The sequence below is a fragment of the Rhodanobacter sp. KK11 genome (assembly GCF_033345435.1).
Taxonomy (GTDB): Bacteria; Pseudomonadota; Gammaproteobacteria; order Xanthomonadales; family Rhodanobacteraceae; genus Rhodanobacter.
This window is the reverse complement of record NZ_JAWPMI010000005.1, coordinates 456,915-481,903: the sequence shown is the minus strand read 5'-3', so window position 1 is coordinate 481,903 and position 24,989 is coordinate 456,915. Positions and strand designations below refer to the sequence as shown.

General features: G+C 69.7%; 25 protein-coding genes. 6 read left to right on the top strand and 19 right to left on the bottom strand.

What is annotated here, in order from left to right; all coding sequences use genetic code 11:
* Positions 1-4 precede the first annotated feature (4 nt).
* Entirely contained in the window at positions 5-1,198 is a 1,194-nt protein-coding gene (locus R5H19_RS15680; protein ID WP_318159971.1) for an FAD-dependent oxidoreductase, read from the top strand.
* Here the strand turns inward: R5H19_RS15680 and R5H19_RS15675 are convergent, their stop codons facing one another.
* From R5H19_RS15675 to R5H19_RS15650, 6 genes are all read right to left on the bottom strand, one after another.
* The gene (locus R5H19_RS15675) at positions 1,199-2,371 is read right to left on the bottom strand and encodes a class I SAM-dependent rRNA methyltransferase (RefSeq protein ID WP_318159970.1); all 1,173 of its coding nucleotides are present in this window, start codon (positions 2,369-2,371) and stop codon (positions 1,199-1,201) included.
* Positions 2,372-2,504: 133 nt separating this feature from the next.
* Positions 2,505-2,939 (bottom strand): hypothetical protein, encoded by a 435-nt coding sequence (locus tag R5H19_RS15670; RefSeq protein WP_318159969.1) that lies wholly within the window; start codon positions 2,937-2,939, stop codon positions 2,505-2,507.
* Between the two features lie 92 nt (positions 2,940-3,031).
* Positions 3,032-4,213, bottom strand: coding sequence for a glutathionylspermidine synthase family protein (locus R5H19_RS15665; protein ID WP_318159968.1), 1,182 nt, complete (start codon positions 4,211-4,213; stop codon positions 3,032-3,034).
* Entirely contained in the window at positions 4,213-4,752 is a 540-nt protein-coding gene (locus R5H19_RS15660) for a DUF1190 domain-containing protein (protein ID WP_318159967.1), read from the bottom strand. Before R5H19_RS15660 ends, R5H19_RS15665 begins: the two co-directional genes overlap by 1 nt.
* A gap of 86 nt (positions 4,753-4,838) precedes the next feature.
* Positions 4,839-5,783, bottom strand: coding sequence for a serine/threonine protein kinase (locus R5H19_RS15655; RefSeq protein ID WP_318159966.1), 945 nt, complete (start codon positions 5,781-5,783; stop codon positions 4,839-4,841).
* Positions 5,780-6,220 (bottom strand): hotdog fold thioesterase, encoded by a 441-nt coding sequence (locus tag R5H19_RS15650; protein WP_318159965.1) that lies wholly within the window; start codon positions 6,218-6,220, stop codon positions 5,780-5,782. The genes R5H19_RS15655 and R5H19_RS15650 overlap by 4 nt, the downstream gene beginning before the upstream one ends.
* Before the next feature lie 54 nt (positions 6,221-6,274).
* Here R5H19_RS15650 and R5H19_RS15645 point away from each other — a divergent pair, with 54 nt between their 5' ends.
* The gene (locus R5H19_RS15645) at positions 6,275-7,336 is read left to right on the top strand and encodes a 2Fe-2S iron-sulfur cluster-binding protein (RefSeq protein ID WP_318160207.1); all 1,062 of its coding nucleotides are present in this window, start codon (positions 6,275-6,277) and stop codon (positions 7,334-7,336) included.
* Positions 7,337-7,453: 117 nt separating this feature from the next.
* On the opposite strand, the gene R5H19_RS15640 is transcribed toward R5H19_RS15645, so the two are convergent.
* The 3 genes from R5H19_RS15640 to R5H19_RS15630 form a co-directional block, all read right to left on the bottom strand.
* The gene (locus tag R5H19_RS15640; RefSeq protein WP_318159964.1) at positions 7,454-7,900 is read right to left on the bottom strand and encodes a rhodanese-like domain-containing protein; all 447 of its coding nucleotides are present in this window, start codon (positions 7,898-7,900) and stop codon (positions 7,454-7,456) included.
* A 76-nt stretch (positions 7,901-7,976) separates the two neighbouring features.
* Positions 7,977-8,390: a hypothetical protein gene (locus R5H19_RS15635; protein WP_318159963.1), complete on the bottom strand. Its 414-nt coding sequence runs from the start codon at positions 8,388-8,390 to the stop codon at positions 7,977-7,979.
* Between the two features lie 56 nt (positions 8,391-8,446).
* Entirely contained in the window at positions 8,447-8,920 is a 474-nt protein-coding gene (locus R5H19_RS15630; RefSeq protein WP_318159962.1) for a YiiD C-terminal domain-containing protein, read from the bottom strand.
* A gap of 88 nt (positions 8,921-9,008) precedes the next feature.
* Between R5H19_RS15630 and R5H19_RS15625 the strand changes: the two genes are divergently transcribed.
* From R5H19_RS15625 to R5H19_RS15615, 3 genes are read left to right on the top strand one after another with little or no spacing between them, the layout of a single operon-like run.
* Positions 9,009-9,779, top strand: a complete 771-nt coding sequence (locus tag R5H19_RS15625; RefSeq protein WP_318159961.1) for a uroporphyrinogen-III synthase — start codon at positions 9,009-9,011, stop codon at positions 9,777-9,779.
* Positions 9,780-9,836: 57 nt separating this feature from the next.
* On the top strand, positions 9,837-10,988 hold the full coding sequence (locus tag R5H19_RS15620; RefSeq protein ID WP_318159960.1) for a uroporphyrinogen-III C-methyltransferase: 1,152 nt from the start codon (positions 9,837-9,839) through the stop codon (positions 10,986-10,988).
* Entirely contained in the window at positions 10,985-12,241 is a 1,257-nt protein-coding gene (locus R5H19_RS15615) for a heme biosynthesis HemY N-terminal domain-containing protein (protein ID WP_318159959.1), read from the top strand. The genes R5H19_RS15620 and R5H19_RS15615 overlap by 4 nt, the downstream gene beginning before the upstream one ends.
* 38 nt (positions 12,242-12,279) lie before the next feature.
* Here the strand turns inward: R5H19_RS15615 and R5H19_RS15610 are convergent, their stop codons facing one another.
* The 5 genes from R5H19_RS15610 to polA form a co-directional block, all read right to left on the bottom strand.
* Complete coding sequence (locus tag R5H19_RS15610) at positions 12,280-12,867, bottom strand: hypothetical protein (RefSeq protein WP_318159958.1); 588 nt, start codon at positions 12,865-12,867, stop codon at positions 12,280-12,282.
* Between the two features lie 3 nt (positions 12,868-12,870).
* A complete protein-coding gene (locus R5H19_RS15605; protein WP_318159957.1) occupies positions 12,871-13,569 on the bottom strand; it encodes a hypothetical protein in 699 nt (232 codons plus the stop codon).
* Between the two features lie 124 nt (positions 13,570-13,693).
* A complete protein-coding gene (locus R5H19_RS15600) occupies positions 13,694-15,952 on the bottom strand; it encodes an ATP-dependent DNA helicase (RefSeq protein WP_318159956.1) in 2,259 nt (752 codons plus the stop codon).
* A gap of 71 nt (positions 15,953-16,023) precedes the next feature.
* Complete coding sequence (locus R5H19_RS15595) at positions 16,024-16,242, bottom strand: hypothetical protein (protein WP_318159955.1); 219 nt, start codon at positions 16,240-16,242, stop codon at positions 16,024-16,026.
* Between the two features lie 334 nt (positions 16,243-16,576).
* On the bottom strand, positions 16,577-19,414 hold the full coding sequence (polA, locus tag R5H19_RS15590; RefSeq protein WP_318159954.1) for a DNA polymerase I: 2,838 nt from the start codon (positions 19,412-19,414) through the stop codon (positions 16,577-16,579).
* Positions 19,415-19,506: 92 nt separating this feature from the next.
* Between polA and R5H19_RS15585 the strand changes: the two genes are divergently transcribed.
* Positions 19,507-20,028, top strand: a complete 522-nt coding sequence (locus tag R5H19_RS15585; protein ID WP_318159953.1) for a DUF2782 domain-containing protein — start codon at positions 19,507-19,509, stop codon at positions 20,026-20,028.
* A 50-nt stretch (positions 20,029-20,078) separates the two neighbouring features.
* Here R5H19_RS15585 and R5H19_RS15580 read toward each other — a convergent pair whose 3' ends face one another.
* The 5 genes from R5H19_RS15580 to prmA form a co-directional block, all read right to left on the bottom strand.
* Positions 20,079-20,789 carry a glutathione S-transferase gene (locus R5H19_RS15580; RefSeq protein ID WP_318159952.1) on the bottom strand — a complete coding sequence of 237 codons (711 nt, stop codon included), beginning with the start codon at positions 20,787-20,789 and terminating at the stop codon, positions 20,079-20,081.
* 150 nt (positions 20,790-20,939) lie between these two features.
* Positions 20,940-22,550: a bifunctional phosphoribosylaminoimidazolecarboxamide formyltransferase/IMP cyclohydrolase gene (gene purH / locus R5H19_RS15575; protein ID WP_318159951.1), complete on the bottom strand. Its 1,611-nt coding sequence runs from the start codon at positions 22,548-22,550 to the stop codon at positions 20,940-20,942.
* 81 nt (positions 22,551-22,631) lie between these two features.
* Positions 22,632-22,955 carry a helix-turn-helix domain-containing protein gene (locus R5H19_RS15570; RefSeq protein ID WP_318159950.1) on the bottom strand — a complete coding sequence of 108 codons (324 nt, stop codon included), beginning with the start codon at positions 22,953-22,955 and terminating at the stop codon, positions 22,632-22,634.
* Positions 22,956-23,111: 156 nt separating this feature from the next.
* A complete protein-coding gene (locus R5H19_RS15565; protein ID WP_318159949.1) occupies positions 23,112-23,972 on the bottom strand; it encodes a zinc-ribbon and DUF3426 domain-containing protein in 861 nt (286 codons plus the stop codon).
* Positions 23,973-24,066: 94 nt separating this feature from the next.
* The gene (gene prmA, locus R5H19_RS15560; RefSeq protein WP_318159948.1) at positions 24,067-24,966 is read right to left on the bottom strand and encodes a 50S ribosomal protein L11 methyltransferase; all 900 of its coding nucleotides are present in this window, start codon (positions 24,964-24,966) and stop codon (positions 24,067-24,069) included.
* Positions 24,967-24,989: the final 23 nt, after the last annotated feature.

The window sequence follows — 24,989 nt, the reverse complement described above, 5'->3', positions numbered from 1 at the left end:
AGACATGGAACACACCCACGACTACCTGATCATCGGCGGCGGCATGGCCGCCGACGCGGCCGCCAAGGCAATCCGCGAGGTCGACGCGGGGGCGAACGTCGGTCTGGTCGGTGCGGAAGCGACGCCGCCGTACCAGCGCCCGCCGCTGTCCAAGGCCTTGTGGAAGGGCGACAAGTCGGTGGCCGAGATCGACCTGGCCACCGCGGCCAGCGGCGCCACGCTGCACCTCGGGCGACGCATCGAATCGCTGGACCGCGCGGCGCACATCGCGCGCGACGACCACGGCGACAGCTACCGCTACCGCCGCCTGCTGCTGGCCACCGGCGCCACGCCGCGGCAGCTGCCGTTCGAGGGCGGCGAGCGGATCATCCATTTCCGCACGCTGGACGATTACCAGGCGTTGCGGCGTTACGCCCAGCCCGGCGCCTTCATCGCGGTGATCGGCGGCGGCTTCATCGGCGCCGAACTGGCAGCGTCGCTGTGCAGCCTCGGCTGCAAGGTGACCTTGCTGTTTCCCGGCGAGCACCTCGGCGCGGGGCGCTACCCCGATGGCCTGGCGCACTACCTCGACGACTACTACCGCAGCCGCGGCGTGGACGTGCGCAGCGGCGTGCGCGTGCAGGGCAGCAACCCCACCGACGGCGGCGTGGAGCTGGTGCTGTCCGACGGCAGCCTGCTGCGTGTGGAGGCGGCGGTGGCCGGCCTTGGCGTGACTCCGAATACCGCGTTGGCCGAACAGGCTGGCCTTACCGTCGACGACGGCATCGTGGTCGACGCCCACCTGCGCAGCAGCGACGCGGACATCTGGGCCGCCGGCGACGTGGCCAGCTTCTACAATCCGGCACTGGGCCGCCGCCTGCGGGTGGAGCACGAGGACGCAGCGGTCAGCATGGGTCGCCACGCCGGCCGCGCGATGGCCGGGGTCGCCGGGGAATACACCGCGCAGCCATTCTTCTATTCCGACCTGTTCGATCTCGGCTACGAGGCGGTCGGCCTGCTCGACACGCGGCTGCAGGTGGTGGAGGACTGGCGCGAGCCGAACCGCGAGGGCGTGGTGTACTACCTCGAGCACGGTCGCGTACGCGGCGTGCTGCTGTGGAACACCTGGGACCAGGTGGATGCCGCGCGCGAGCTGATCGCGCAGCCGGGGTCGTTCGATGAGGCGTCCCTGCGCGGGCGGCTGCCGCGTGGTGGCTGATCAATCCACCCGGCAGAACACCGCCTTCAGGTAACGCCCTTCCGGCACGTCGGTGCGTACCGGGTGGTCGGCGCCGGCGCCGCGCACTTCCAGCAGCTGGATTTCGCGGCCGGCGTTGAGCGCCACCCGGCGCAGCATCTCCAGGAACTCGGCCTCGCCGACCAGGCCGGTGCACGAGCAGGTCAGCAGCAGGCCGCCGGGCGGAATGATGTCCAGCGCCATGCGGTTCATCGCGAAGTACTTCTTCAGCGCGTCCATCAGCTTGCTGCGGTCGCGGGTGAGCTTGGCCGGGTCGAGCACCACCGCGTCGTACTTTTCGCCGCGCGCCGCCGCGGCGCGCACCCAGTCGAAGATGTCGGCCTGTTCAAACGTCGCCGCGACGTTGTTCGCCTTCGCGTTGGCGCGGGCGACCTCGAGAATGCCGGCGTCGAGATCCACGCCGACCGCCTCGCGCGCACCGGCGGCCATTGCATGCACGGCGAAGCCACCGGCGTTGCAGCACAGGTCGAGTACGCGGCGGCCCTTGGCCAGTTCGGCGAAGCGCTTGCGGTTGTCGCGCTGGTCGGCGAAGAAGCCGGTCTTGTGGCCGGAGCCCGGCGCGGCGTGGAAACGCAGGCCGTGCTCGTGCACCTCGAACGCCGCCGGTACGTCTGGGCTGCGGCAGTCGAACGATTCCTGCTTCTGCACGTGCGACTCGGCGAACCAGTACAGCTGCGCGCCGGGGAAGTGCGCCAGCAGGGCGGCGTGGATCGCCTCGCGGAAACGCCACATGCCGGCGGCGAAGTATTCGATCACCAGGATGTCGGCGTAGCGGTCCACGATCAGGCCGGACAGCCCGTCGCCCTCGCTGTGCACCACGCGCCAGGCGTCGCTGACGGCATCGAGCTGCAGCCAGTCGCGGCGCAGTTGCACGGCACGGGCAATGCGTGCGGCGATCCAGTCGGCGTCGATCACGGCATCCGGATGCGTGTCGAGCAGGCGCAGCGCGATGCGCGCATGGCCGTTCCAGAACGCACGGCCGACGAAGCGGCCCCTGGCGTCGTGCACCTCGACTACGCTGCCCGGCGGCAAGTTCGATTCCGGTTTGTGGACCTGCGCCGACCACACCCACGGATGGCCGGGAGCGCGGTCGGACTTCAGGCGGATCATGGGGAGTGCGGCGGACGTATTCATCCGCGCATGATAGCCGCTGCCCGGGTTCCTCCCCTGCTTGCAGGGGAGGTCAGGAGGGGTTGCTCGGACTGGCAGGGAAGACCAAGAGCACCCCACCCCGGCCCTCCCCTGCGTCGGGGGAGGGAGTACGGCGTCAGCGCAGGCGCAGCACCAGCCAGGAGAGCAGTGCCAGCAGGTTGATGCCCAGGCGCGACACGGACGGGCCGGCGACCGCAAGCACGAAGCCCTGCGAGCCGAAGTGCCAGTCGAGGCCGAGCCGCGGGGTGGCCTGCAAGGTGGCGAACACGTTGACGAAGGCGCCGCAGTGCAGCGCGTAGCTGAGGATCGGCGTGGCGATCAGTGGCAATTGCAGCAATTGCGCCCAGCGCGACAGGCGCACGCCGTGTTCGCTGCCGGCGACCAGCTGGATCCCCGCGGCCAGCACGAAGCCGTACAGCGCCAGGCCGAGCAGGGCGAGCAGACTGTCGTGCGCGCCGAACGGCAGCAAGCGGCGCAGCATCGCCGCCACGCCGTAGAAGCCGCCGGCGATTTCGAGGACGCCGATCAGGCGGAACAGGAGGGTGCGCATGCGGGGGCCTCGTGCGGAAAAAGACGCCAGCTTAGCCGAGCCGCGCCGCAGCGGTTTGCGCGGGGTCGCGGTTTTTCGCGCAGGCGTGAAGCTCAGGCGATCAGCACGCCGCGCGCTTCCTCGACGATCGCATGCGGCACGAAGCGCGCGCTGTCCTGGGTGACCAGCGAGCTGTCTTCGCGGATGCCGATGCCGCAGGCGCGGTCGCCGACCACCCAGCTGCCGATCAGCGGATAGTGGCCGTCGAAAGCAGGCAGCGGGTGGCAGGCCTGGCGGATGCACGGGCCATCACGGTACGGGCCATTGGTGCGCAGTTCGCGGCCGTCGTCCAGGTGCATCGCGATGTTGGCGCCTTCGCGCGAATGCAGCGGCTTGCGTACCGAGCCGCGCGGCAACTCGCCGCCGTTGTCGAACTCGGCCGGCAGCAGGTTCGGGTGGCCGCGATGGGCGTCCCACAGCAGCGGCAGGATGCCCTTGTTGCTCAGCAGCGCCTTCCACGGCGGCTCGATCAGCTGCAGGCCGGAACGCGGCAAATACTGACCGAACGATTCGCGGAACATGTCCTCCAGCGGATACAGCTTGAACAGGCAGCCGATCACCTGGTCGTCGAGGTCGGTGAAGCGGCCGTCTTCGGAAATGCCGATGTCCTCGATCGCCAGCGCGCCGCAGTCGATGCCCGCCTGCAGCGCGCAATCGCGCAGGTAGGCCACCGTGCCCTGGTCCTCCGCCGAGTCGCGCACCGCGGCGAAGTGGAACGGCCGCGCGATGCCGCGCGCGATCGTGCCGAACGCTTCCACCAGGGATTCGTAGATCGAATTGAACTGGTCGCTGCCGGCCGGCAGCTGGCCGCGGGCGAGCTGGTCCTCCAGCCATTGCCACTGGAAGAACGCGGCCTCGAACAGCGAAGTCGGAGTGTCGTAGTTCAGTTCGTAGAGCTTGGCCGGGCCGGTGCCGTCGTAGGCGAAATCCATGCGGCCGTACAGGTGCGGCTGGCGCTCGCGCCAGCTCTGTGCGATCCAGTCCCAATACGGTTCGGGAATCGCCAGTTGCCGCAGGTGCTGCTCGCTGCCGACGATGCGCTCGACCAGGTCCAGCGCCATCGCGTGCAGTTCTTCGGTGGGCGCCTCGATGCCGTTCTCGATCTCGCGCAGGCTGAACGCGTAGTAGGCCGACTCGTCCCAGTACGGCGCGTCGTCGATGGTGTGGAAGCCGAAGCCGCACGCGGCGGCCTTGGCGCGCCAGTCGGGGCGCTCGGCCGTGCTGACCCGGCGCATCAGCCGCCGATGCCGCGGCTGCTGCCGGACGTGCCGAAGCCGGAACGGCTGCTGGTGACCGCGCGGTTCGGCGTGGCGTTGACAGGCACCATCGCGGTGCCGGCGCCGCCGCGGTAGACGCCGCCGGCGCCGGGGGCCGGGCGCTGCCAGCCGCCGTTGCTGTCGCGGAACGCCGGCGCGCTGTTGAAGCCATTGGCGGCCACGCCGTTGCGCGACATCATCTGCGACAGGAAGAAGCCGGTCATCAGCGGGCCGAAGAACGAATGGCTGGCGCCATCGCTGCGTTCGGCGCACTGCTCCTTGCCGTAGCTGGCCTCGCACGCCTCGCGGCTGGCGAAGCGCGGCGCGGTGGCCACCGCGTCCTGCTGCGCCTTGGCGAACGCCTGCCGGCAGGTGTCGCTGTCGTTGGTCTGCGCCACGCAGGCCTCGACCGAGGTGTACAGGCCTTCGCGCGACGCGCTTTCGCTGCGGTCGCAGGCGGTCAGCAACAACGGGGCCGTGCTCATCAGCAGCAGGGCGGCGGTGCGGGATCGTTTCATGGACACACTCGGCAAGATAACCGGCCAAGCATGCCTGCTTGCGCGTGGGGAGGGAAGTTCTTGCGGTCGAATGCCGCAGCGACCCCTCATTCCAGCACGTCGGCCAGTTCGTGCAGGTCGGCGATGTGCTGTTCCCACCAGCGCGATTCGGCGGCGAACGGAAACGCGGCGGGGAACGCCGGGTCGTGCCAGCGCGCAGCGATCCAGCCGGCGTAGTGCAGCTGGCGCATCGCGCGCAAGGCGGGAATCAGCGCCAGCTCGGCATGGTCGAAATCGCGGAACTGCTGGTAGCCCTCGAGCACGGCTTCCATCGCGCGTGCGTCGTTGGCGAGCATCCACAGATCCTGCACCGCCGGGCCGCTGCGCGCGTCGTCGAAGTCGACGAAGTGCGGGCCGGCGTCGGTCCACAGCACGTTGCCGGGGTGGCAGTCGCCGTGCAGGCGCAGCTGGCGCACCGGGCCGATGGCCTCCAGGCGTGCGGCGATCGCCGCATCCAGACGCGTCGCCGCGGCGCGGTAGTTCGTCTGCAGCGAGGCCGGCAGCAGCGACGAGTCGAGCACCGCGTGCATCGGCTGCAACACCATTGTGTCGCGATCGAGCTTGCCGCGGTGGGCAAACGGCGCCCGCGCGCTGATCAGGTGCAGGCGCGCGATCAGCCGGCCCAGCCACTGCAATTGATCGACTGCCTCCAGCTCCGGTGCGCGCCCGCCGCGGCGCGGCGTCAACGCGTAGCGGAAGCCGGCGTGATGCAGCAGGGTGCGGCCGCCAAAGGCCAGCGGCGCCACCACCGGCAGTTCGGCATCGGCCAGCTCCTGCGTGAAAGCGTGTTCCTCGATGATCGCCGCGTCGCTCCAGCGGCCGGGCCGGTAGAACTTCGCGATCACCGGCGCAGCGTCTTCCAGCCCGACCTGCCACACCCGGTTCTCGTAGCTGTTCAGCGCCAGCAGCCGGCCGTCCGGCCACAGGCCGCAGGCGCCCACCGCGTCGAGCACCAGGTCGGGGGTGAGGCCGGCGTACGGCGTACCGTTCAACGCACGCCCATGCCGCGTGCCGCGATCACCGCCATGGTGAGGCGAGCGATGCATACCAACGCGCCGTCCTCGTTCTCGATGCGGATCTCCCACACCTGGGTGGTGCGGCCGACGTGCAGCGCCTTCGCGGTGCCGGTGACGGTGCCCGCGCGCACGCCGCGCACGTGGTTGGCGTTGATGTCCAGCCCCACCGCCAGTTCCTTCGCCGGGTCCAGGGTGAGCATCGCTGCGGTGCTGCCCAGCGTCTCGGCCAGCGCCACCGAGGCGCCGCCGTGCAGCAGGCCGTACGGCTGATGGGTGCGCGCATCCACCGGCATGGTGCCCTGCAGCCAGTCGTCGCCCACCGCGGTGATGCGGATGCCCAGCGCCTCCATCAGGGTGTTGGTGCTCCAGCCGTTGAGGCGGGCCAGGTCGGTGGGTTGTTTCCAGAGGTTCATCGTTGATTCCCGTGAAGCGAGCCCGCATTGTTGTCTGCCGCGTTCACCACGACAATGCTGCCGGTGCCCATCGTTACCCTGAAATCCTCCGGCCGCCAGTTCCCCGTGGCCATCGGCGAAACCGTGCTGGAAGCGGCGCAGCGCGCGGGCGTGGCGCTGCCGTATTCCTGCCGCGCCGGCGTCTGCGGCAGCTGCAAGGCAACCCTGCTGGAAGGGCGCTGCGAGTATCCGCGCAACCCGCCGCTGGCGCTGGATGCCAGCGCGCTGGCCCACCACGCGGTGCTGCCGTGCCAGGCGGTGCCGTGCGGCGACCTGCTGCTGGAGGCGCGCGAAGTGGCCTCGGTGGAGGACATCGCGCGGCGCCAGCTCGGCGTGGTGGTGGCCGACAAGTGGCGGCTGGCGGCGGACGTGATCGGCCTGCGCCTGCAGCCGGACCGCGGTGAACGCCGGCTGCGGCGGCTGCCGGGCCAGTACCTGGACGTGCTGCTGGAGGACGGCCGGCGCCGCTCGTTCTCGATCGCCAACCGCCCGCAAGCGGACGGCACGATCGAACTGCACGTGCGCCACGTTGCCGGCGGTGGCTTCACCTCGTGGGTCAACGACGTGCTCAAGGTCGGCGACCGCCTGCGCGTGGAAGGGCCGCTGGGCACCTTCGTGCCGCGCGAGGATTCCGAGCGGCCGATGGCGTTCGTGGCCGGCGGCACCGGCATCGCCCCGGTCAAGGCGATCGTCGAGCATTTCATCGCATTGGGCACGCGCCGGCCGATGCAGCTGTACTGGGGCGCGCGCAGCGCGGCGGGCTTGTACCTGCGCGCGCTGGTCTCGCAGTGGGAACGCGAGGTGCCGAACCTCGCGTTCCATGCGGTGGTGTCCCATCCCGAGCTGGCCGACGGCCTGCGCACCGGGCTGGTGCACGAGGCGGTGCTGCAGGACCTGCCCGACCTTGCCGGCCACGACCTGTACATGAGCGGCCCGCCGGCAATGATCGACGCCGCCCGCCCGCTGTTCCTCGCTGCCGGGCTGCCGGAGGAGCGGCTGTACTACGACTCGTTCGAGTACGCGCCGGACGTGCTGGCGCAGATCATCGCCAACCGTGCCGGCATCCACGATCGCTAGATCGGCAGGGCGGACACTGTCCGCCGGCTTTCCGACACGTGGCCGTGCGCCCGCACACGTGCGGCGGGCAGCGCCCACCCTGCTGATCTTCCGGTACGGCGAAGAGCGGGTGCGTGCCTATTTGTTGCCTTTGGCAACGGGCAACTGCGCCGCGTGCCAGGCCAGCACGCCGCCGCCCAGAATGTAGACCTTGCCGAAGCCGGCCTTGGCCAGCCGCTGCGAAGCCTTCAGCGCATTGCCGCGGCCGTCCTTGTCCATCACCACCACCGGCAGTTCCTTCGCCTTGGCCAGGTCCTTGTGCTCGGGATCGAACTGGCTCATCAGTACGTGGCGCGCGCCGGGCACGTGCATCTTCTCGAAGTCGGCGATCGCCGACAGGTCGATCAACAGCGGGCTTTCGCGGTTGATCAGCTGGGTCAGGCCGGCCGGGCTGAGTTCCTTGACCTTGCTGAACAGGGTGCTGACCTGGGTGACGATCAGCGCCACCAGCAGGATCGCGAACAGGGCCGACAGGGCCACATGGTTGCCGACAAATTCGGGCAGCTTGTGCAGGAAATCGTTCATCGTCAGTCCACAGGTGCCTTGGTCGCACCGTTCCGGGTAAACCGGCGATTATACGGGCATGCCGCGGCGGCGCGGTTCAGTCCCGGGTGATGTCCGGCAGGCCGCTGGTCAGCCACCAGCGTTTGGTCTGCTCGTCGTAGTGCCAGGTCTGGTGGTCGACGATGCTGCGTTCGGACTGGGTGTGGATGTTGACCAGGCTGATCAGCACCGTCTGCTGCACGTCGAAGTCGCCGGTGGGTACCGGCCCGGCGCCGTCGTCGTACTCGCTGACCCGCACCTGTTCGAAGCGGGCCAGTTGCAGCGAAGTCAGCGGATGCGCGGCGCGGACCTTCGGGTCGACGAACTGCGCGGCGCTCTGGAAGTCGCCCCAGCGCAGCGTGCTGCCGTAGGCCTTCAGCGTGGTGGTCAACGCGTCGCTGCGGGCCTTGGTGGCGCAGCCGGCCAGCAGCAGCACGGACAGCACGGCGAGGATGCTCAGGGTGCGGCGCATGCGTGTTCTTCCCCGGTGGATACCCGCCCATTCTGCCTCATGCGGGCGCTTGCCATTCAGTGGCGGCGTTTGGCGACAAAGCGTGCGCTCAGGCTGCAGGCGGGCCTGCCGTCCTCGCCGGGCACCACGCAGTCCACGCCGACGCGCGCCTTGCCGCGGGCGGTCAGCGTATTGAAGAAGGTGGCCCAGTCGGCGTCCGCGGCGAGTCGCGCCTCGCTGTGGAAGTCCTGCCACAGCGGCGCCAGGTAGCGCACGCTCGACTCGGCCACGAACACGTCGCAGTCGAGGCCGCGCCGGCGCAGCGCCAGTTCCACCAGCGCCCAGCCGCTCAGGGTCATCAGGCTGACCAGGCTGCCGCCGAACGCGCAGCCCTTGTCGTTGACGTTCGGCGCCAGCGGCGCGCGCAGGCTCAGCGTGTCGTCGTCGCAACCGGCCAGTTGCAGGTCCATCGCATGGGCCAGCGGTATTTCGTCGCGGATGAAGCGGATCAATGCCTGCGCGCGCTGCGCGTCGTCGTCGGTGGTGCTCACGTGGTCGGGGTTCGCGGAGAAGACAAGCTCGTCAGTGTAGGGCCACCGCTACACTGGAGCCATGACAGTGGCCGGATGCGGTGTGCCGATGCAGCGACAAACTTCCCGGGACAAGCCGAACCTGCGTGGCCGCACCGTGGTGATCACCCGCCCGGCCGGCACCGCGTCGGCATTGGCGCGCCGGGTGCGTGCGCTCGGCGGCATACCGCTGTTGCTGCCGGGACTGTCCCTGCGCGGTTTGGCGGATGCCGCGGATGCGCGCGACGGCTTGCGCACGGCGCTGATGGCGGAGCTGATCGTCTTCACCAGCCCGGCCGCGGTACGTCACGCCGCCGCCCTGGGGCCGCTGCAGACCACGGCGACGGTGCTGGCGGTGGGCCAGGGCACGGCGCGGGCCCTGCGCCGGCATGGCGTCGGCGCACCGCTGGCGCCGCAGCGGCAAGACAGCGAAGGCTTGCTGGAACACCCCGTGCTGCATGACTTGCGCGGCCGCCGGGTGGCGTTGATCGGCGCGCCCGGCGGTCGCGGCGTGTTGCGCGGCCAGCTCGCCGCGCGCGGTGCGCGCCTGCACGAACTGCACGTCTACCGGCGCGTGCCGCCGCGGCTGGACCGGCGCCATGTCGAGGCACTGCGGCAGTTGCCGGCCTCGGCGCGGGTGCTGCTGTCCAGCGCCGAGGCGCTGCACAACCTGCAGCGGGCGCTGCCGGCGGCGGCATGGAAGCGGCTGTGCACGGCGACCGCCGTGGCCAGCAGCGAGCGGCTGGCGGAGGCGGCGCATGCAGCGGGCTTCGCGCGCATCGTCACGGCCGCCTCGGCGTTGTCGGCGGATCTGCTGGCTGCGGCGGTGTCGGCGCCCTGAGCGTTCTTCACATCCGCCGGCTACGAACGCAGCCGTATGGGCTGCTAGCATGCGCGCATGAGCAACGTCGACCAGCCGAACGCGTCCGCCGCGCCCGAGGGCGCCCGTCCCGATCCCGCCCCGTCCGGGGCCGTGCTGGTGGACCCGCCGGTGCGCGCCTCGCGTACTGCCCCGACGCGCCCCGCGCCGCGGCCGCGCGGCGGCGGCAGCCTGGCGCTGGCGCTGCTGCTGGCGCTGCTCGCGGTGGGCGCGTCCGGCTACGTCGGCTGGCGCCAATGGCAGCAGGAGCAGGGCAGTGCCGCCGGCAACCAGAGTGTGGTCGCCCTGCAGCAGCGCGTGGCCGCACTGGAAACCACGCTGGTCGCGCTGGGCGAACAGCGCGGCAGCCTGACCCAGCGGCTGGACGATGCGGCCCAGGTCAACCGTTCGCTGCGCGAGGAACTGCTTGGCCAGGCCGAGCGCACGCGCCATCTCGAAGACGCGGTGGCCAGGCTCGCCGAGAAGAGCCTGAGCGGCCGCGACGGCATGTTGCTGGACGAGGCCGAATCACTGCTGCGCATGGCCGGCGAACGCTACACGCTGTTCCATGACGCGCAGGGTGCGGCTGCCGCGTATGCGCTGGCCGACCAGATCCTGGCCGCGGTCAACGATGGCGCGTTCAGCGGCCTGCGCCAGAGCGTCAACGCCGAACGCGAGGCGCTGGCGAAGAGTCAGCCGGCCAGCCAGGCCGACGCGCTGCAGCAACTGACTGCATTGCGCGAGGCGCTCGCCACGCTGCCGCTGAAGCCGCTCGACAGTGATGCCGGCGCGGCCACCGATGCGTGGTCGCGCATCCGTCGCGCGCTGGCCGGCGTGGTCAGTGTGCAGCGCGACGACGGTGCCCCGCTGGCGGTGGCCGATACGCGGTTCGCGCGCGAGCTGGCCGCACTCGACCTGGCCCAGGCGCAGGCCGCGTTGCTGGCCTATGACGCCAAAGGCTATGCAGCCGCACTGCAGCGCGTCGATGCAGCCCTGGCCGGCCAGTTCGACGGCCATGCGCCGGCGGTGCAGCAGGCGCGCGAGAGCCTGAAGCGGCTCGCCGGTCAGCTGCCGGCGAACGCGCCGGTGCAGCTGGGCGCCGCGCTGAGCGAACTGCGCAACCTGCGCGCGGTGCACGCGCTCAGTCCCGCCCCGGCCAGCTCCGCGGCGCCGGGCGGGGCCAGGCCATGAGGCTCTGGTACGGAGTGCTGCTGCTGGTCATCGCCGCCGCGCTGGCCGCGTTCGGCTGGCACTGGATGGCAGTCGATCCCGGCTACGTGCTGTTGCGCCTGCGCGGCTGGCGGGTGGAAACCACGGTGGTCGCGGCGGTGGTCATCCTGCTGCTGGCGTGGGCGCTGCTCACCGTGCTGTGGCGGCTGGCGCGCTGGCCGTTCGGCGCGTTCACGCGCCGGCACCGACGGCTCAGCCAACAGCGTCTCGGCGCCGGCCTGATCGCGCTGATGGAGGGCCGCCACGGCGACGCCGAGCGCGACCTCAATCGCGCCTCGCGACTGGACAGCCTGCGCGGTCCCGCCCTGCTGGCCGCAGCCGAGGCCGCCTCGCGCCGCGGCGAACATGGCCGCGCGCTGGAGGCCCTGGACCATGCCGCGCAGTCCGCGCCGCAGGCGGCCCGCGTGCTGCGCGCCCGCGTGCTGCGCCGCGAAGGCAAGCCGGCCGAGGCGTTGGCACTGCTGGTGCCCGAAGCCGACAGGGGCACGTTGACCCCGGGCGGCTGGCGCGAGCTGGCGCAGGCCGCGCTGGCGGGCGGCGACCTGCGGCGCGCGCGCGAAGCGCTGGCGCCGCTGCAGAAGAGCGGCGCACTGGGCCATCGCGCGTATGCCGCATTGGAAACGCAGGTGCTGGTCGCCACCATCCACGCCGCCGCGGACGGTGCCAGCCTCAACGCGCTGTGGTCGCAGTTGCCCAAGACGCAACGCCGCGTGAACACGGTCATCGACGCCTACGCCCGCCGCGCCGCCGCGTTCGGGCTGACCCTGCCGGCGATGGACGAAGTGGAATCCGCGCTGCGCCGCGAATGGTCGCCGCTGCTGATCGAAACCTACGGCACGCTGGCTGGCGACGACGTCGAGGCGCGCCTGCGCCGCGCCGAAGGCTGGCTCGACGCGCACCCGAACGACGCCAACCTGCTGCTCACGCTCGGCCGCATGTGCGTGCGGCTGAAACTGTGGGGCAAGGCGCGGCAGTACCTGCAGCGCTCGCTGGCGCTGGTACCGAGTGCCGGTGCGTGGGAAGCGCTGGGCGACGCGTTCGCCGGCCAGGGCGATGCGGAGCCGGCGCAGCGCTGCTATCGCAACGCGCTGGCGTCCGCCCGCGGCGACGCGGCTGTCCCGCTGGCGCAAGCCGCCAACCCCGGTCAGCCCGATACGCAGCCTATCGCGATCGAGGAGCGCGACGTGCATGGGGTGCCGAGGTTGCGCGAATAGATGCTGTCGGCGCTGTCGATGGCCCGGGCCGCGGGCGCCTATTGGACCGTCGGAAGGTCGAACAGCCCGGGATTGCAGGTGGCCGTGACGTCGTAGCCGAAGGCGTAGTAAAGCTGCGCCTTGAGCTTGCCTCCGGCAATCAGGAACAGGTTGCTGCCCTCGCTGCCCAGGCAGGTCTGCACGCGAGGCGCGTCGCCTGCTGGGGCTGTTCCGATGTAAAGAACCGTTCCGGCCGAGGCCGAGCCGGTGCTCACCGTTGGGGTGCCGATCACCGCAGCCCCGACGAACGGATCACCCTTCAATGCGGCCGGCATCTGCTTCAGCCGATAGCGGAATACCGGGTTGCCGAACAGCGCATCGGTGACTGGCCCGGGCGACCCGCTGGGCGCTTCCAGCGCGCTGCCCTGCAGGCGCAGGCAGCACTGCACTGCGCCCCCTGCAGCGGGATATTGCAGCTGGATCAGGGTCGCCGCGGCAAGGTGGCCATCGGTGGTGTACAGGTACGCCGTGCCGTCGGCGGTTGCCACGAAACCGGCTTCGGTTCCGACATCCTTCGCCTGTCCGGTGGCGCAGGCTGCGGCAACGACGCACGCCAGCACGATGAGGATTCGATGCATCAGCCTCATCGTTCAGTGCCCGTCGTCCGACCAGTGCGGCGCGTCGCTGACCAGCTTGACCACGCCATAGCTCTTGCCCACGGGGTTCAGATCCTTGAGCGACTTGATCGCCATGGCCTTGCCGTTCGCATCGCTTACCGATTTGCCGACGACTCCGCTGATCGTCATGTCGATGGCACGCTTTTCCGTGTGCCGCGAAACCAGCACGGCGGAATGGGCCATGCCGTAGCCGTTGACCATGGCGAGCGCGGCCTTGACCGCGGCCTTCTGATCACTCCTGCCCTTCGCATCGAGATGCGCCCAGTCGATATCGACGCCGGCCTTGGCCGCGATGCTCGTGGGCGAGGCGCCCTCTTTCGCGATTGCCCATGCGTAGTGCATCAGGTAAGCCCGCTCGGGCGGGCGGTAGGTTGCCGAGATGGTCACCGATCCACCGGCGGCCTCGATGGCTGCGATGAAACGGGTGACCGCTTTGGAAAACGCCGGCGCCAGATCGCCGAGACTCGTGCTGGTGGGTATCGGGAGACCCATTGCGCGCCGCTGACCTCGAGCGCTGCGTGCGGCACTGACGCGACTGTGCTGCTGCCGTTCGCCGCATTGCCCGCAGGCACGCCCGCGACGAACCCGACCGGTGCGATGAAAGGCGAATCCCAGATCGGCGCTGGCGTGTTCCACACCGGGTAGGGGGAGAACGCATTCGCGTTCGGCCATGACGACACGATGCACGGGTTGATCGCCATGGATGACGGAAATTGGCCATGACGTCCTGCCTTTGGCGGCGGCCCGGCCAAGCTATACCCGGCGTCGGGGTGAATCAAGCAGCGTCCGGCCAGGCCTATAGCGGCGTCAGGTTTGCGTACGCCGCCACCAGCCACTTGCTGCCGGCACCCTCGAAGTTCACCTGCAGTCGCGTGTGCGCGCCGCTGCCCTCGGCGCTGATCACCACGCCTTCGCCGAAGCTGGGGTGGCTGACGCGCTGGCCGAGTTTCACCGGCAGATCCTCCTGCAGCGGCGCGCGGTCGATGCCATGGTCGTGGCCGCCGTACAGCGGACGGCTCACCTGCACGCGCGGGCGCACCTCGTCGATCAGTTCGGCGGGCATCTCGGCGAGGAAGCGCGAAGGGCGCACCAGCATCTCGGTGCCGTGCATGCGGCGCGACTCGGCGTAGCTGACCACGAGGCGTTCGCGGGCGCGGGTGATGCCAACGTAGGCGAGCCGGCGCTCTTCTTCCAGCCGGCCTTCGTCCTCGGTGGAGCGCTGGCTGGGGAACAGGCCTTCCTCCAGCCCCACCAGGAACACCAGCGGAAACTCCAGGCCCTTGGCGGAGTGCAGCGTCATCAGCTGCACGCAGTCGTCCCACGCTTCGCCCTGGCCTTCGCCGGCCTCCAGCGCGGCGTGCGAGAGGAAGGCGGACAGTTCGTCGAGGCCGGCGTCGAGGTCTTCCTGGGTGCGCTCGAAGCGGCTGGCCACGTTGACCAGTTCGTCGAGGTTCTCGATGCGCGTCTCGCCGTTGCCGCGGCTGTCCTTCTCGTAGTGGTCGCGCAGGCCGGTGTGGCTGAGCACGTGGTCGATCTGTTCGGCGAGCGGCAGGGCTGCGCGCGCGGGTTCGGACGAGGCGGGCGTGTTCGGCGAATCCGTACGCTCTTCCCCGTCGTTCTCCCGGAGGGAAGGGGGCCTGAAGGTGTGGGCCATCTCGTCGACCAGTGCGAGGAAGCCCTTCACCGCATTCTTGGCGCGGCCGGCCAGCTCGCTGCCGGCGAGTTCGGCGAGGGCCGCTTCCCACATCGACGTGCGCTCGCTGCGGGCGCGGCGGCGCAGCACGTCGAGCGTGCGTTCGCCGATGCCCCGCGGCGGCGTGTTCACCGCGCGCTCGAACGAGGCGTCGTCGTGGCGGTTGGCGGTGAGGCGCAGGTAGGCCAGCGCGTCCTTGATCTCGGCGCGCTCGAAGAAGCGCTGGCCGCCGTAGACGCGGTAGGGGATGTTGCGCTGGGTGAGCTGTTCCTCGAAGTTGCGCGATTGCGCGTTCGAGCGGTAGAGGATGGCGCAATCCTTGGCGCTGCCGTGTTCGGCGACGTACTCGCGGATGCGCTCGACGACGAAGCGCGCCTCGTCCTGCTCGTTGTAGGCGGCGTACAGCGCGATGCGCTCGCCGTCGCCGCCGGCGGTCCACAGCTGCTTGCCGAGGCGGCCGCCGTTGCGCGCGATCACGTGGTTCGCGGCTTTCAGGATGATGGCGGTGGAGCGGTAGTTCTGTTCCAGCTTGATCGTGCGCGCGCCGGGGAAATCCTTGAGGAACTGCTGCATGTTCTCCACCCGCGCGCCGCGCCAGCCGTAGATGCTCTGGTCGTCGTCGCCGACGGCGAAGACCTTGCCGGTGCTGCCGGCGAGCACGCGGATCCACGCGTACTGCAGCGTGTTGGTGTCCTGGAACTCGTCGATCAGCAGGTGCCGCCAGCGCTGCTGGTAGTGCTCCAGCACGGCGGGGTTCTTCAGCCACAGCTCATGCGCGCGCAGCAGCAGCTCGGCGAAGTCGACCAGGCCGGCGCGGCGGCAGGCGTCCTCATAGGCCTGGTAGATGCGCACCAGCGTGGCGGTGACGGGATGGTCGCGGTGTTCGATGGCGTCGGGGCGCTTGCCCTCGTCCTTCCAGCCGTTGATGGTCCAGGCGGCCTGCCGCGGCGGGAATTTCGCCTCGTCCAGGCCCAGTCCGGCCACCACGCGCTTGACCAGCCGCTGCTGGTCGTCGGCGTCGAGGATCTGGAAGCCTTCCGGCAGGCCGGCCTCGCGCCAGTGCCGGCGCAGCAGCCGGTGGGCGATGCCGTGGAAGGTGCCCACGGTGAGGCCCTGGGTGCCGCCGGGGATCAGCGATTCCAGCCGCGCGCGCATCTCGCCCGCGGCCTTGTTGGTGAAGGTGACGGCGAGGATCGCCCACGGCGGCACGCGCTCCACCTGCATCAGCCAGCCGATGCGGTGGGTCAGCACGCGGGTCTTGCCGGAACCGGCACCGGCAAGGACGAGACAGGGGCCGGGCGGGGCGCAGACGGCTTCGCGTTGTGCGTCGTTGAGCGAATCGATCAGGTGCGAGACATCCATCGCACCCATTGTAGTGGGCGCAGACGAAAACCGCCGCGGAAGCGGCGGTTTTCGGGCGGCCAGACTGCGGTTCAGCGCTTCTGCAGGAAGCCGCCGATGGCCAGCAGCGCGCCGATCACGATGCCGGCGATGCCGATCCACTGTGGCACGCCCTTGTCGCGGGTGGCGGTGATCTTGGCCGACCCGATCTGCAGCAAGGTATCGGTGTCCTGGTAGAAGGCATGGCCTGCCACCACCCAGATGCCGGCCACGATGAGGATGATGCCGACGATGATCAGGCCTGCGCGCATGGTGTTCCCCTTGAGGGTGGGTCGAGTATGCCGGGTGCCGGTGTGCACGCAATGTACAGGCAGGACCGAATCGCGGGCAAAAAAGCCCCGGAGGCTAGGGGGAGCCTCCGGGGCAGGGCAGGCGCGAAGACCCAGGGGAGAGGTTCGCGCCTGTGGCGGCTCAGGGAGGTGAGCTCGCCGCGGATGCCGTTGCGTGCATCCGTTGAGTTAGTGCGCGGTTTGCCGAAAAAGTTGCAGGGTTTCCGAAGAAATTTAAAAACGATTCATTCTCATGAAAGGTTAACGTTCAAGTCATTGTTGCGCATCGAAGTACCTGCTTCACGCGCTGGCGTGGTCAGTGCGCCTCGTCCCAGTTCGCGCCCACGCCGACATCGACCAGCAGCGGCACCGCCAGTTCTGCGGCGCCCTGCATGCGCTCGCGCACGCCTTCGCGCACCGTGTCGACCGCCTCGGCGCGCACCTCGAACACCAGTTCGTCGTGCACCTGCATCAGCATGTGGGCGTCGTCGCGGTCCTGCAGCCAGGCCGCCACGGCGATCATCGCGCGCTTGATGATGTCGGCGGCGCTGCCCTGCATCGGCGCGTTCACCGCGGCGCGCTCCGCGCCCTGGCGCAGCGCCTGGTTGCGCGCGTTGAGGTTCTCCAGGTACAGCCGGCGGCCGAAGATCGTCTCCACATAGCCGTCGCGATGGGCGCGTTCGCGGGTCGCTTCCATGAACGCATGCACGCCCGGATAGCGGGCGAAGTAGCGCGCCATGTAGTCGCCGGCCTCGGCGCGGTCCACGCCGAGTTGGCGCGCCAGGCCGAACGCACTCATGCCGTACATCAGGCCGAAGTTGATCGCCTTGGCGGCGCGGCGCTGGTTGGCACTGACTTCTTCGGGTTTCAGCCCGAATACCTCGGCAGCGGTGGCGCGATGCACGTCGCCGCCTTCGTGGAAGGCCTTGAGCAGGCCCTCGTCGCCGGACAGGTGGGCCATGATGCGAAGTTCGATCTGCGAATAGTCCGCCGCCATCACTTTCCAGCCGGGCGGCGCAATGAAGGCCTGGCGGATGCGTCGGCCCTCCTCGGTGCGCACCGGGATGTTCTGCAGGTTCGGGTCGGAGGAGGAGATCCGCCCGGTCGCCACCGAGCCCTGGTGGTAGCTGGTGTGCACGCGGCCGGTGCGCGGGTTGACGATGGCGGACAGCTTGTCGGTATAGGTCGAACGCAGCTTGGCCAGACCGCGGTAGTCGAGGATCAGCCGCGGCAATTCGTGGCTGTCGGTGATCGCTTCCAGTGCTTCCTCGTTGGTCGACGGCTGGCCGGTCGGCGTCTTCAGTCTCGCTTCCAGGCCGAGTTCGTCGAACAGCACCGCCTGCAACTGCTTCGGCGAGTCGAGGTTGAACTCGTGCCCGGCCAGCGCGTAGGACTGCTGCTGCAGTTCCAGCATGCGCTTGCCCAGTTGCTGGCTCTGCCGGCGCAGCTCGTCGCCGTCGATCAGCACGCCGCGCTGCTCCATCGCGGCCAGCACCGGCACCAGCGGGATCTCGATGTCCTCGTACACACGGCGCAACGCGGGCACGCTTTCGAGCTTCGGCCACAGCGCGTGGTGCAGGCGCAGGGTGATGTCGGCGTCCTCGGCGGCGTAGCGGCAGGCGGTGTCCAGGTCCACCTGCGAGAACGAGATCTGCTTGGCACCCTTGCCGGCGACCTGCTCGTACTTCACCGTGTCGTAGCCGAGGTATTTCTGCGCCAGCGAATCCATGTCGTGGCGTGTGGCGGTGGCGTTCCACACGTAGGATTCCAGCATCGAGTCGTGCCTGAGCCCCTGCACGGCGATGCCGTAGTGCGCCAGGATGTTGATGTCGTACTTGGCGTGCTGGCCGAGCTTGGGCCGCGCCAGATCCTCGAAGACCGGTTTCAGTGCGGCCAGCACGGCGTCGCGCGGCAACTGCGCCGGAGCGCCGGGGTAGTCGTGGCCGAGCGGGATGTAGCAGGCCCGGCCCGGCTCCACCGCAAGGCTGAGGCCGACGATGTCCGCGCGCATTGCGTCGATGCTGGTGGTCTCGGTGTCGAAGGCGATCAGTGGTGCGCCGCGCAGTTTGTCGATCCACGCATCGAGTTGCACCCGGGTGATGACGAGTTCGTAGTCGCCGGCGGCGGCAAGGTTCGACGGTGGTGAATCGGCGTCGGGAACAATGCCGCTCTCCCCTCGGGAGCGGGGTTGGGGAGAGGGTTCGATCGAGCCTGGATCTTGCGCTCCGCCCGAACCCTCACCCCCGACCCCTCTCACCCGCAAGGGGACTCCCTCAGGGTCGCCGGAGGGAGAGGGGAGCGAGGCATTCGCGGTGGTATCGAGCTCCTTCAGTGCCGCCTTGAACTCGTAGCGCGTATACAGCTCGCGCAGCAGCGCGGTGTCGGCCTCGCGCCGGGCCAGCTCGGTGGGGCCGAACTCCAGCGCCACGTCGGTCTTGATCGTCGCCAGCCGGCGCGACAGCGGCAGCTGCGGCAGCGTGGCGCGCAGGTTCTCGCCGATCTTGCCGCCGATCCGGTCGGCATTGGCGATCACGCCGTCCAGCGTGGCGTACTCGGCCAGCCACTTCGCGGCAGTCTTCGGGCCGCACTTGGGTACGCCCGGGATGTTGTCGATGGCGTCGCCGGTGAGCGCGAGGAAGTCGATGATCTGTTCCGGCCATACGCCGAACTTTTCCATCACGCCGTTGCGGTCCATCACCGTGTTGCTCATGGTGTTGACCAGGGTGATGTGCGAGCCGACCAGTTGGGCCATGTCCTTGTCGCTGGTGGATACCTCCACCTCGATGCCGAGCGCCTGTGCCTGCAGCGCGAGCGTGCCGATCACATCGTCGGCCTCGACCCCGGGTACGCGCAGGATCGGGAAGCCCAGCGCGGCCACGATCGCCAGCATCGGCTCGACCTGGGCGCGCAGGTCGTCCGGCATCGGCGGGCGGTTGGCCTTGTACTGTTCGTACAGCGTGTCGCGGAAGGTCGGGCCGGGGGCGTCGCTGACGAAGGCCAGGTAGTCCGGCCTGGCCTTCAACGTGGCGCGCAGCATGTTGACCACGCCGAACAGCGCGCCGGTGGGCTCGCCGCGGGCGTTGGAGAGCGGCGGCAGCGCGTGGAATGCGCGGTACAGGTAGGAGGAGCCGTCGATCAGGATGAGTTTGGCCATGCCGCATTCTCGCATGCACGGCGAAACGTCGCGCTTCACGATAGCCCGGCGACGGCGCTGTTATGCTGCGCTCCCCGAACGAGGTTGCCATCATGAAAACCGCTGCCTTGCTGGTTGCCGCCAGCGTCCTGTTCACCTCGAGCGCGCTGGCGCAGTCCGCGCCGTCGGCGAGCGTGCCGCCGCCGCCCGGGATCAATGATCCGGGCGTGCAGGCGGTGGAGCCGGCGGCCAAGCCGGCGGTCAGGCACCGGTCGAGCCAGGCCGCGTCGCCGCACGGCCAGTCGCTGAACCTGAAGCCGCAGGCGCTGCCGGCGATGCACGACGATGGCAACGTGGCAGTCGGTCGCGACCAGGCGCCGCCGGAAGTACGCGTGCGCCAGGAGGGCGACAACAGCATCCAGGAGTACAGCCGCAACGGCCGCGTCTACATGGTGGTGATCACCCCGAAGAGCGGCATCACGCAGACCTACATGGTCGATCCGCAGGGCCGGCTGGTCGACGAGCACGGCCAGAAGCCGGTCGGACCGGTGATGTACAAGGTGCTGGAATGGGGCAAGAGCCGGCCGCCGGCCGAGGGTGCCAACGAGGCGCCGCCGGCCGACGACCGCCACTGAAGCCGCGCGCCGCGCGGCCCGCGGCGGCTGGCGCGTCGTGCAGGGCCGGCCTACGCCGGGTCGTCGAGTTCCGGGTAGTGGCGGAAGATGCCGTTTTCGTTGAACGGCAGTCGCCGCGGCGACACCAGGTAGGCGGCCAGGCGCGGCCGCCCGGCCACCCGCTGTTTCAGCGCACGCAGCAGCGGCAGCCGATGCCCGAGGCGCTGCATGGCGCGTGGGTACGCGTACGCCAGCCCGCTCATCAGTTGGAACAGCGAAAGGTCGACGTAGGAATGTCCGTGCAGGGCATGCTCGCCGCCGCCGCGTTCGAGCACCTGCTCGAAATAGTCCAGATACTTCGGCAGCCGCGTTTCGCGCAGGTCGGCGGCGCGGCGGCGCGCCTCGACGCGCTGGTCCTCGTAGTACAGGCTGCCGGCGATCGGGTGGTGCGCGTCGTGCACCTCGGCGACCAGGTCGGCGATGGTCAGCTGCAGCTGGTGCGCGTACAGCCGTCGACCCTCGCTCTCCGGCACCAGGCCGAGCGGCGGGCCGAGGTACTGCAGGATGTTCGCCGTCTGCGCGATCAGCAGGCGGCCGGCCTTGAGGAACGGCGGCGCGAACGGCAGCGGACCCTCATGCACGCCGTCGAGGTAGCGCACGATGGCGTCGTCGCCCTCCTCGCGGGCCACGTCGACGTAGTCGGCGCCGGCGTCTTCCAGCGCCAGCCGCACGAACTCGCCGCGGCCCTGGATGCCGGTCCAGTAGTAAAGCTCGTAGCGCATGGCCATGTCCCCGGAACGACCCTGAGCGTGGCACACGCGACTTCTACAGCGCGTGTAGGTGCAGGAGCCCGCTCGCGGGCGATGCTCCTGCTTTGATGCGCCAGAGCAAAAAGCATCGCCCGCGAGCGGGCTCCTGCACGGAGGGTGGTGTCAGTGGCGGAAGTGGCGCATGCCGGTGAACACCATCGCCATGCCGTGCTCGTCGGCGGCGGCGATCACCTCGGCGTCGCGCATCGAGCCGCCGGGCTGGATCACCGCGCTGATACCCGCCGCGGCGGCCGCGTCGATGCCGTCGCGGAACGGGAAGAACGCATCGCTGGCCATCACCGAGCCGCGCACTTCCAGCTTCTCGTCGGCGGCCTTGATGCCGGCGATCCTTGCGCTGTACACGCGGCTCATCTGGCCGGCGCCGATGCCGATGGTCTGGCGATCCTTCGCGTAGACGATGGCGTTGGACTTCACGAACTTCGCCACCTTCCACGCGAAGATCAGGTCGTCGATCTGTGCCGGCGTGGGCGCCAGCCTGGTCACCACCTTCAGATCCGCGGCCTTGATCATGCCGGTATCGGCGGTCTGGATCAGCAGGCCCGAGCCGACGCGTTTGACGTTGTTGCCCGGGTGCGCGGCGGCGAGGTCGGTATCGGAGGGCACCGGAATTTCCAGCACACGCACGTTGCCTTTCTTCGCGAACGCCTTCAGCGCGCCGTCGGCGTACGCGGGCGCCAGCACCACCTCGACGAACTGGCGCGCCACGATGGCCTGCGCGGTGGCACCGTCCACTTCGCGGTTGAACGCGATGATGCCGCCGAAGGCCGAGGTGGGGTCGGTCTGGAACGCGAGGTCGTAGGCCTTGCCGATGCCGTCCAGGCTCACTGCCACGCCGCACGGGTTGGCGTGCTTGACGATCACGCAAGCCGGTTTGACGAAGCTGCGCACGCATTCCCACGCGGCGTCGGCGTCGGCGATGTTGTTGAACGACAGCTCCTTGCCTTGCAGCTGGCGGAAGGTGGCCAGCGTGCCCGGCGCCGGATGCAGGTCGCGGTAGAACGCCGCCTGCTGGTGCGGGTTCTCGCCGTAGCGCAGGTCCATCAGCTTGACGAAGCGGCCGTTGGCCTGGCCAGGGAACGCGGCGTGGCTGGCGATCGCGTCCTGCGTGTCGTTGAGCTCCAGCCCGGACAGGTAGTCGCTGATCGCGCCGTCGTAGCTGGACACGTTGTTGAACGCGGCCACGGCCAGCCTGAAACGGGTGTTGCGCGAGAGGCCACCCTGGTTCTCGATCTCGGCCAGCGCGCCTTCGTACTGCTCCGGCGACGTGAGTACGCCCACGTCGTTCCAGTTCTTGGCCGCCGAACGCAGCATCGCCGGGCCGCCGATGTCGATGTTCTCGATTGCCTGTTCCAGCGTGCAATCGGGCTTCGCCACGGTGGCTTCGAACGGGTACAGGTTGAGCACCAGCAGGTCGATCGGCGCGATGCCCAGTTCGGCCATCACCGCGTCGTCGGTACCGCGGCGGCCGAGCAGGCCGCCATGCACCTTCGGGTGCAGCGTCTTCACGCGGCCGTCCATGATCTCGGGGAAGCCGGTGACGTCGCTGACCTCGGTGACCGCGATGCCGGCCTCGCGCAGCGCCTTCGCGCTGCCGCCGGTGGAAAGCAGTTCGATGCCTTTCGCGGCGAGACGCCGGCCCAGATCGATCAGGCCGGTCTTGTCGGAAACACTGAGCAGGGCACGACGGACCGGGACGAGCTGGGGGGCGGACATGAGCGGGTTTCCAGGAGGGGAAAGCCGCTCATTATAGCCGCCCGGATGGTGGGCGGCTTTTGCGCGAATACGTGAGGCGCGTTACAGCAGGCCGTGCGCGGCCAGCTTCTTGCGCAGGGTGGCGCGGTTGATGCCGAGTGCGCCGGCGGCGCGGCTCTGGTTGCCGTCATGGAATGCGAGCACCTCGCGCAGCAGCGGCACCTCGACCTCGCGCAGCACCAGTGCATGCAGGCCCTCGGCGCATTCGGTGTCGCCGATGTCGGCAAGATAGCGCCGCACCGTGCGGGCGACGCACTCGCTCAGCGCGCTCTGGCCTTGAAGGCTGGCGCCGGACGAACCCGTGCCTTGCAGCGAGGTCTGTTTTGCGGCCTCGCCAGCAGGCAGTCTTACGGCATTCACGGACATCTTCCCTCGCGTGCGAAGCGGCGACTGCATGGGTCGCGGCTCATGGTTATGACTGTTCTGGTGCATCGCGGCGTCTGTCGCATGCCGTCGGGCATGTCGGCGCGAGTGATCGAGTCTACCCGCGCGGGCCGATAATTTTAAGTACCGCAGGCGCCATTATTCGAAACCGATCTCGAACGCCACCGCCTTGTCGCCCGGGTCCTCCACTTCCAGCAGCAGTACGGCGCTGCCGCCGGGCGCCAGGCCGTGGCGCAGCACCGCGGCGTCGTCCAGGTACTCTGCCGGCTGCAGCCGGCGCATCGCGATGCGCTGGCCCTGGGCGTTCGACAGGGTGATCGTCAGTACCGGCCAGGGCTGGGTGAAGATCGCGTCATTGCGCACGCTGGCGCTGATCATCAGCGCCCCGGCGACGCTGGGGTGGGCCTGCACATTGCTGGCCAGCAGGCGCAACCGTTGCGGCGCGGCGACCAGCGGCAGCTCGCAGCCGAGCATGGCACAGCTGCCGCGCAACCAGCCGCCCACGGTGGCGTCGCGGATCAGCTCGTCGCGCTTGGCCCAGGCCAGCTGCATGGCGAGCAGCAGCGCGAGCAACAGGCACGCCACGACCCACGGCCAGTGCCGCTCGCCGGACGGACGCAGGCGCCGCCGTTCGCGCCGGGCCGCCCGTTCGGACGGGCGCGTAAGCGGCTTGCGGGCGAAACGCGGCGCGAAGACCAGTTGCGAGAAATCCTCGACGGCCGGTCCCGGCATGGCGGTCGGGACTGCTTCGTCGGCGACGACCACCGCCGGCGGCTCGGGTCGCGGCCGATAGACCACCAGGTCGAGCAGCGGCGGTTCGAGGGAAGGCTCGTTGACCGGCAGCTCGGCGAACGGCTCCGGCGGCAACTGCTCGACGAGTGTGGCAAGGCTGTCGAAGCCGGCCTGGCAATGTCCGCACACGACGTAGCCGTGCGCCCGCGCCAGCGTCTGCGCGTCGAGCGAAAACACGGACAGGCACTCGGGGCACTGGGTATACATGCGGGCCGCTAGGGATCGGAACCCGGCAAGCTTAGCAGGGTGATCGCGCCGGCTTCGGGCGCGTGTCCCCGCTGCGCGGAGAGCGATGGGGTGCTCAGCAGCGACGCCGGCCGCTGATGCGCACCCAGTCTTCGCGGGTGTCCACGCGCAGTTCGTCGAACCACTCGGCGTAGCGTTGCAGCAGTTCGTCCTGCTGGCCGGCGAGGATGCCGGAGATCGCGAACGGCGCGCCGGGCTTCGCGGCGGCGGCGAAGACGGGCGCCAGTTCGCCGAGCGGGCCGGCGAGGATGTTGGCGATGAAGACGTCGGCCGCCGGTGCGTCGACATCTTCGGGCAGGAACAGCGCGAGCCGTTCGGCCACGCCGTTGCGTTCGGCGTTGTCGCGCGAGGCAATCAGCGCCTGCGGGTCGTTGTCCACGCCGACCGCGCTGGCGGCACCGAGCTTCAGCGCGGCGATGGCGAGGATGCCGGAGCCGCAGCCGTAATCGATCACCGATTTGCCGGAGAGGGCGAGGCCATCCAGCCACTCCAGGCACAGCGCGGTGGTGGGGTGGGTGCCGCTGCCGAAGGCGAGGCCGGGGTCGAGGCGTACCACCACGCGCCCGTCATCCGCCGGCGGTTCTATGTTCCACGGATAGATCCACAGCCGGCGGCCGAACGGCATTGGCTGGTACTGGTCCATCCAGGCGCGCTCCCAGTCCTGGTCGGCGACTTCGGCGAAGCTCAGCTGGTCCGGTTCGAGCCACGGCAGCAGCTCGCCCAGCGCGGCGGCGAGGCCGCGGCGGTCGGCGTGTGCGTCGAACAGCGCGTCGAGCGTGATCGTCGGCCACAGCGGCAGCTCGCCCACGCCCGGCTCGAAGATCGCCTGCTCGTCCGGCGTCTCCGCGTCGGCGTCGCGCAGGGTGATCGACAGTGCGCCGAGGTCGTCCAGCGCCTCTTCCGCGCGGGGCTGCTGTTCGACGCGGACGACCAGGGAGAGTTCGAGGAAGGGCATGGGCGGGCGTGGGTGAAGGGAAA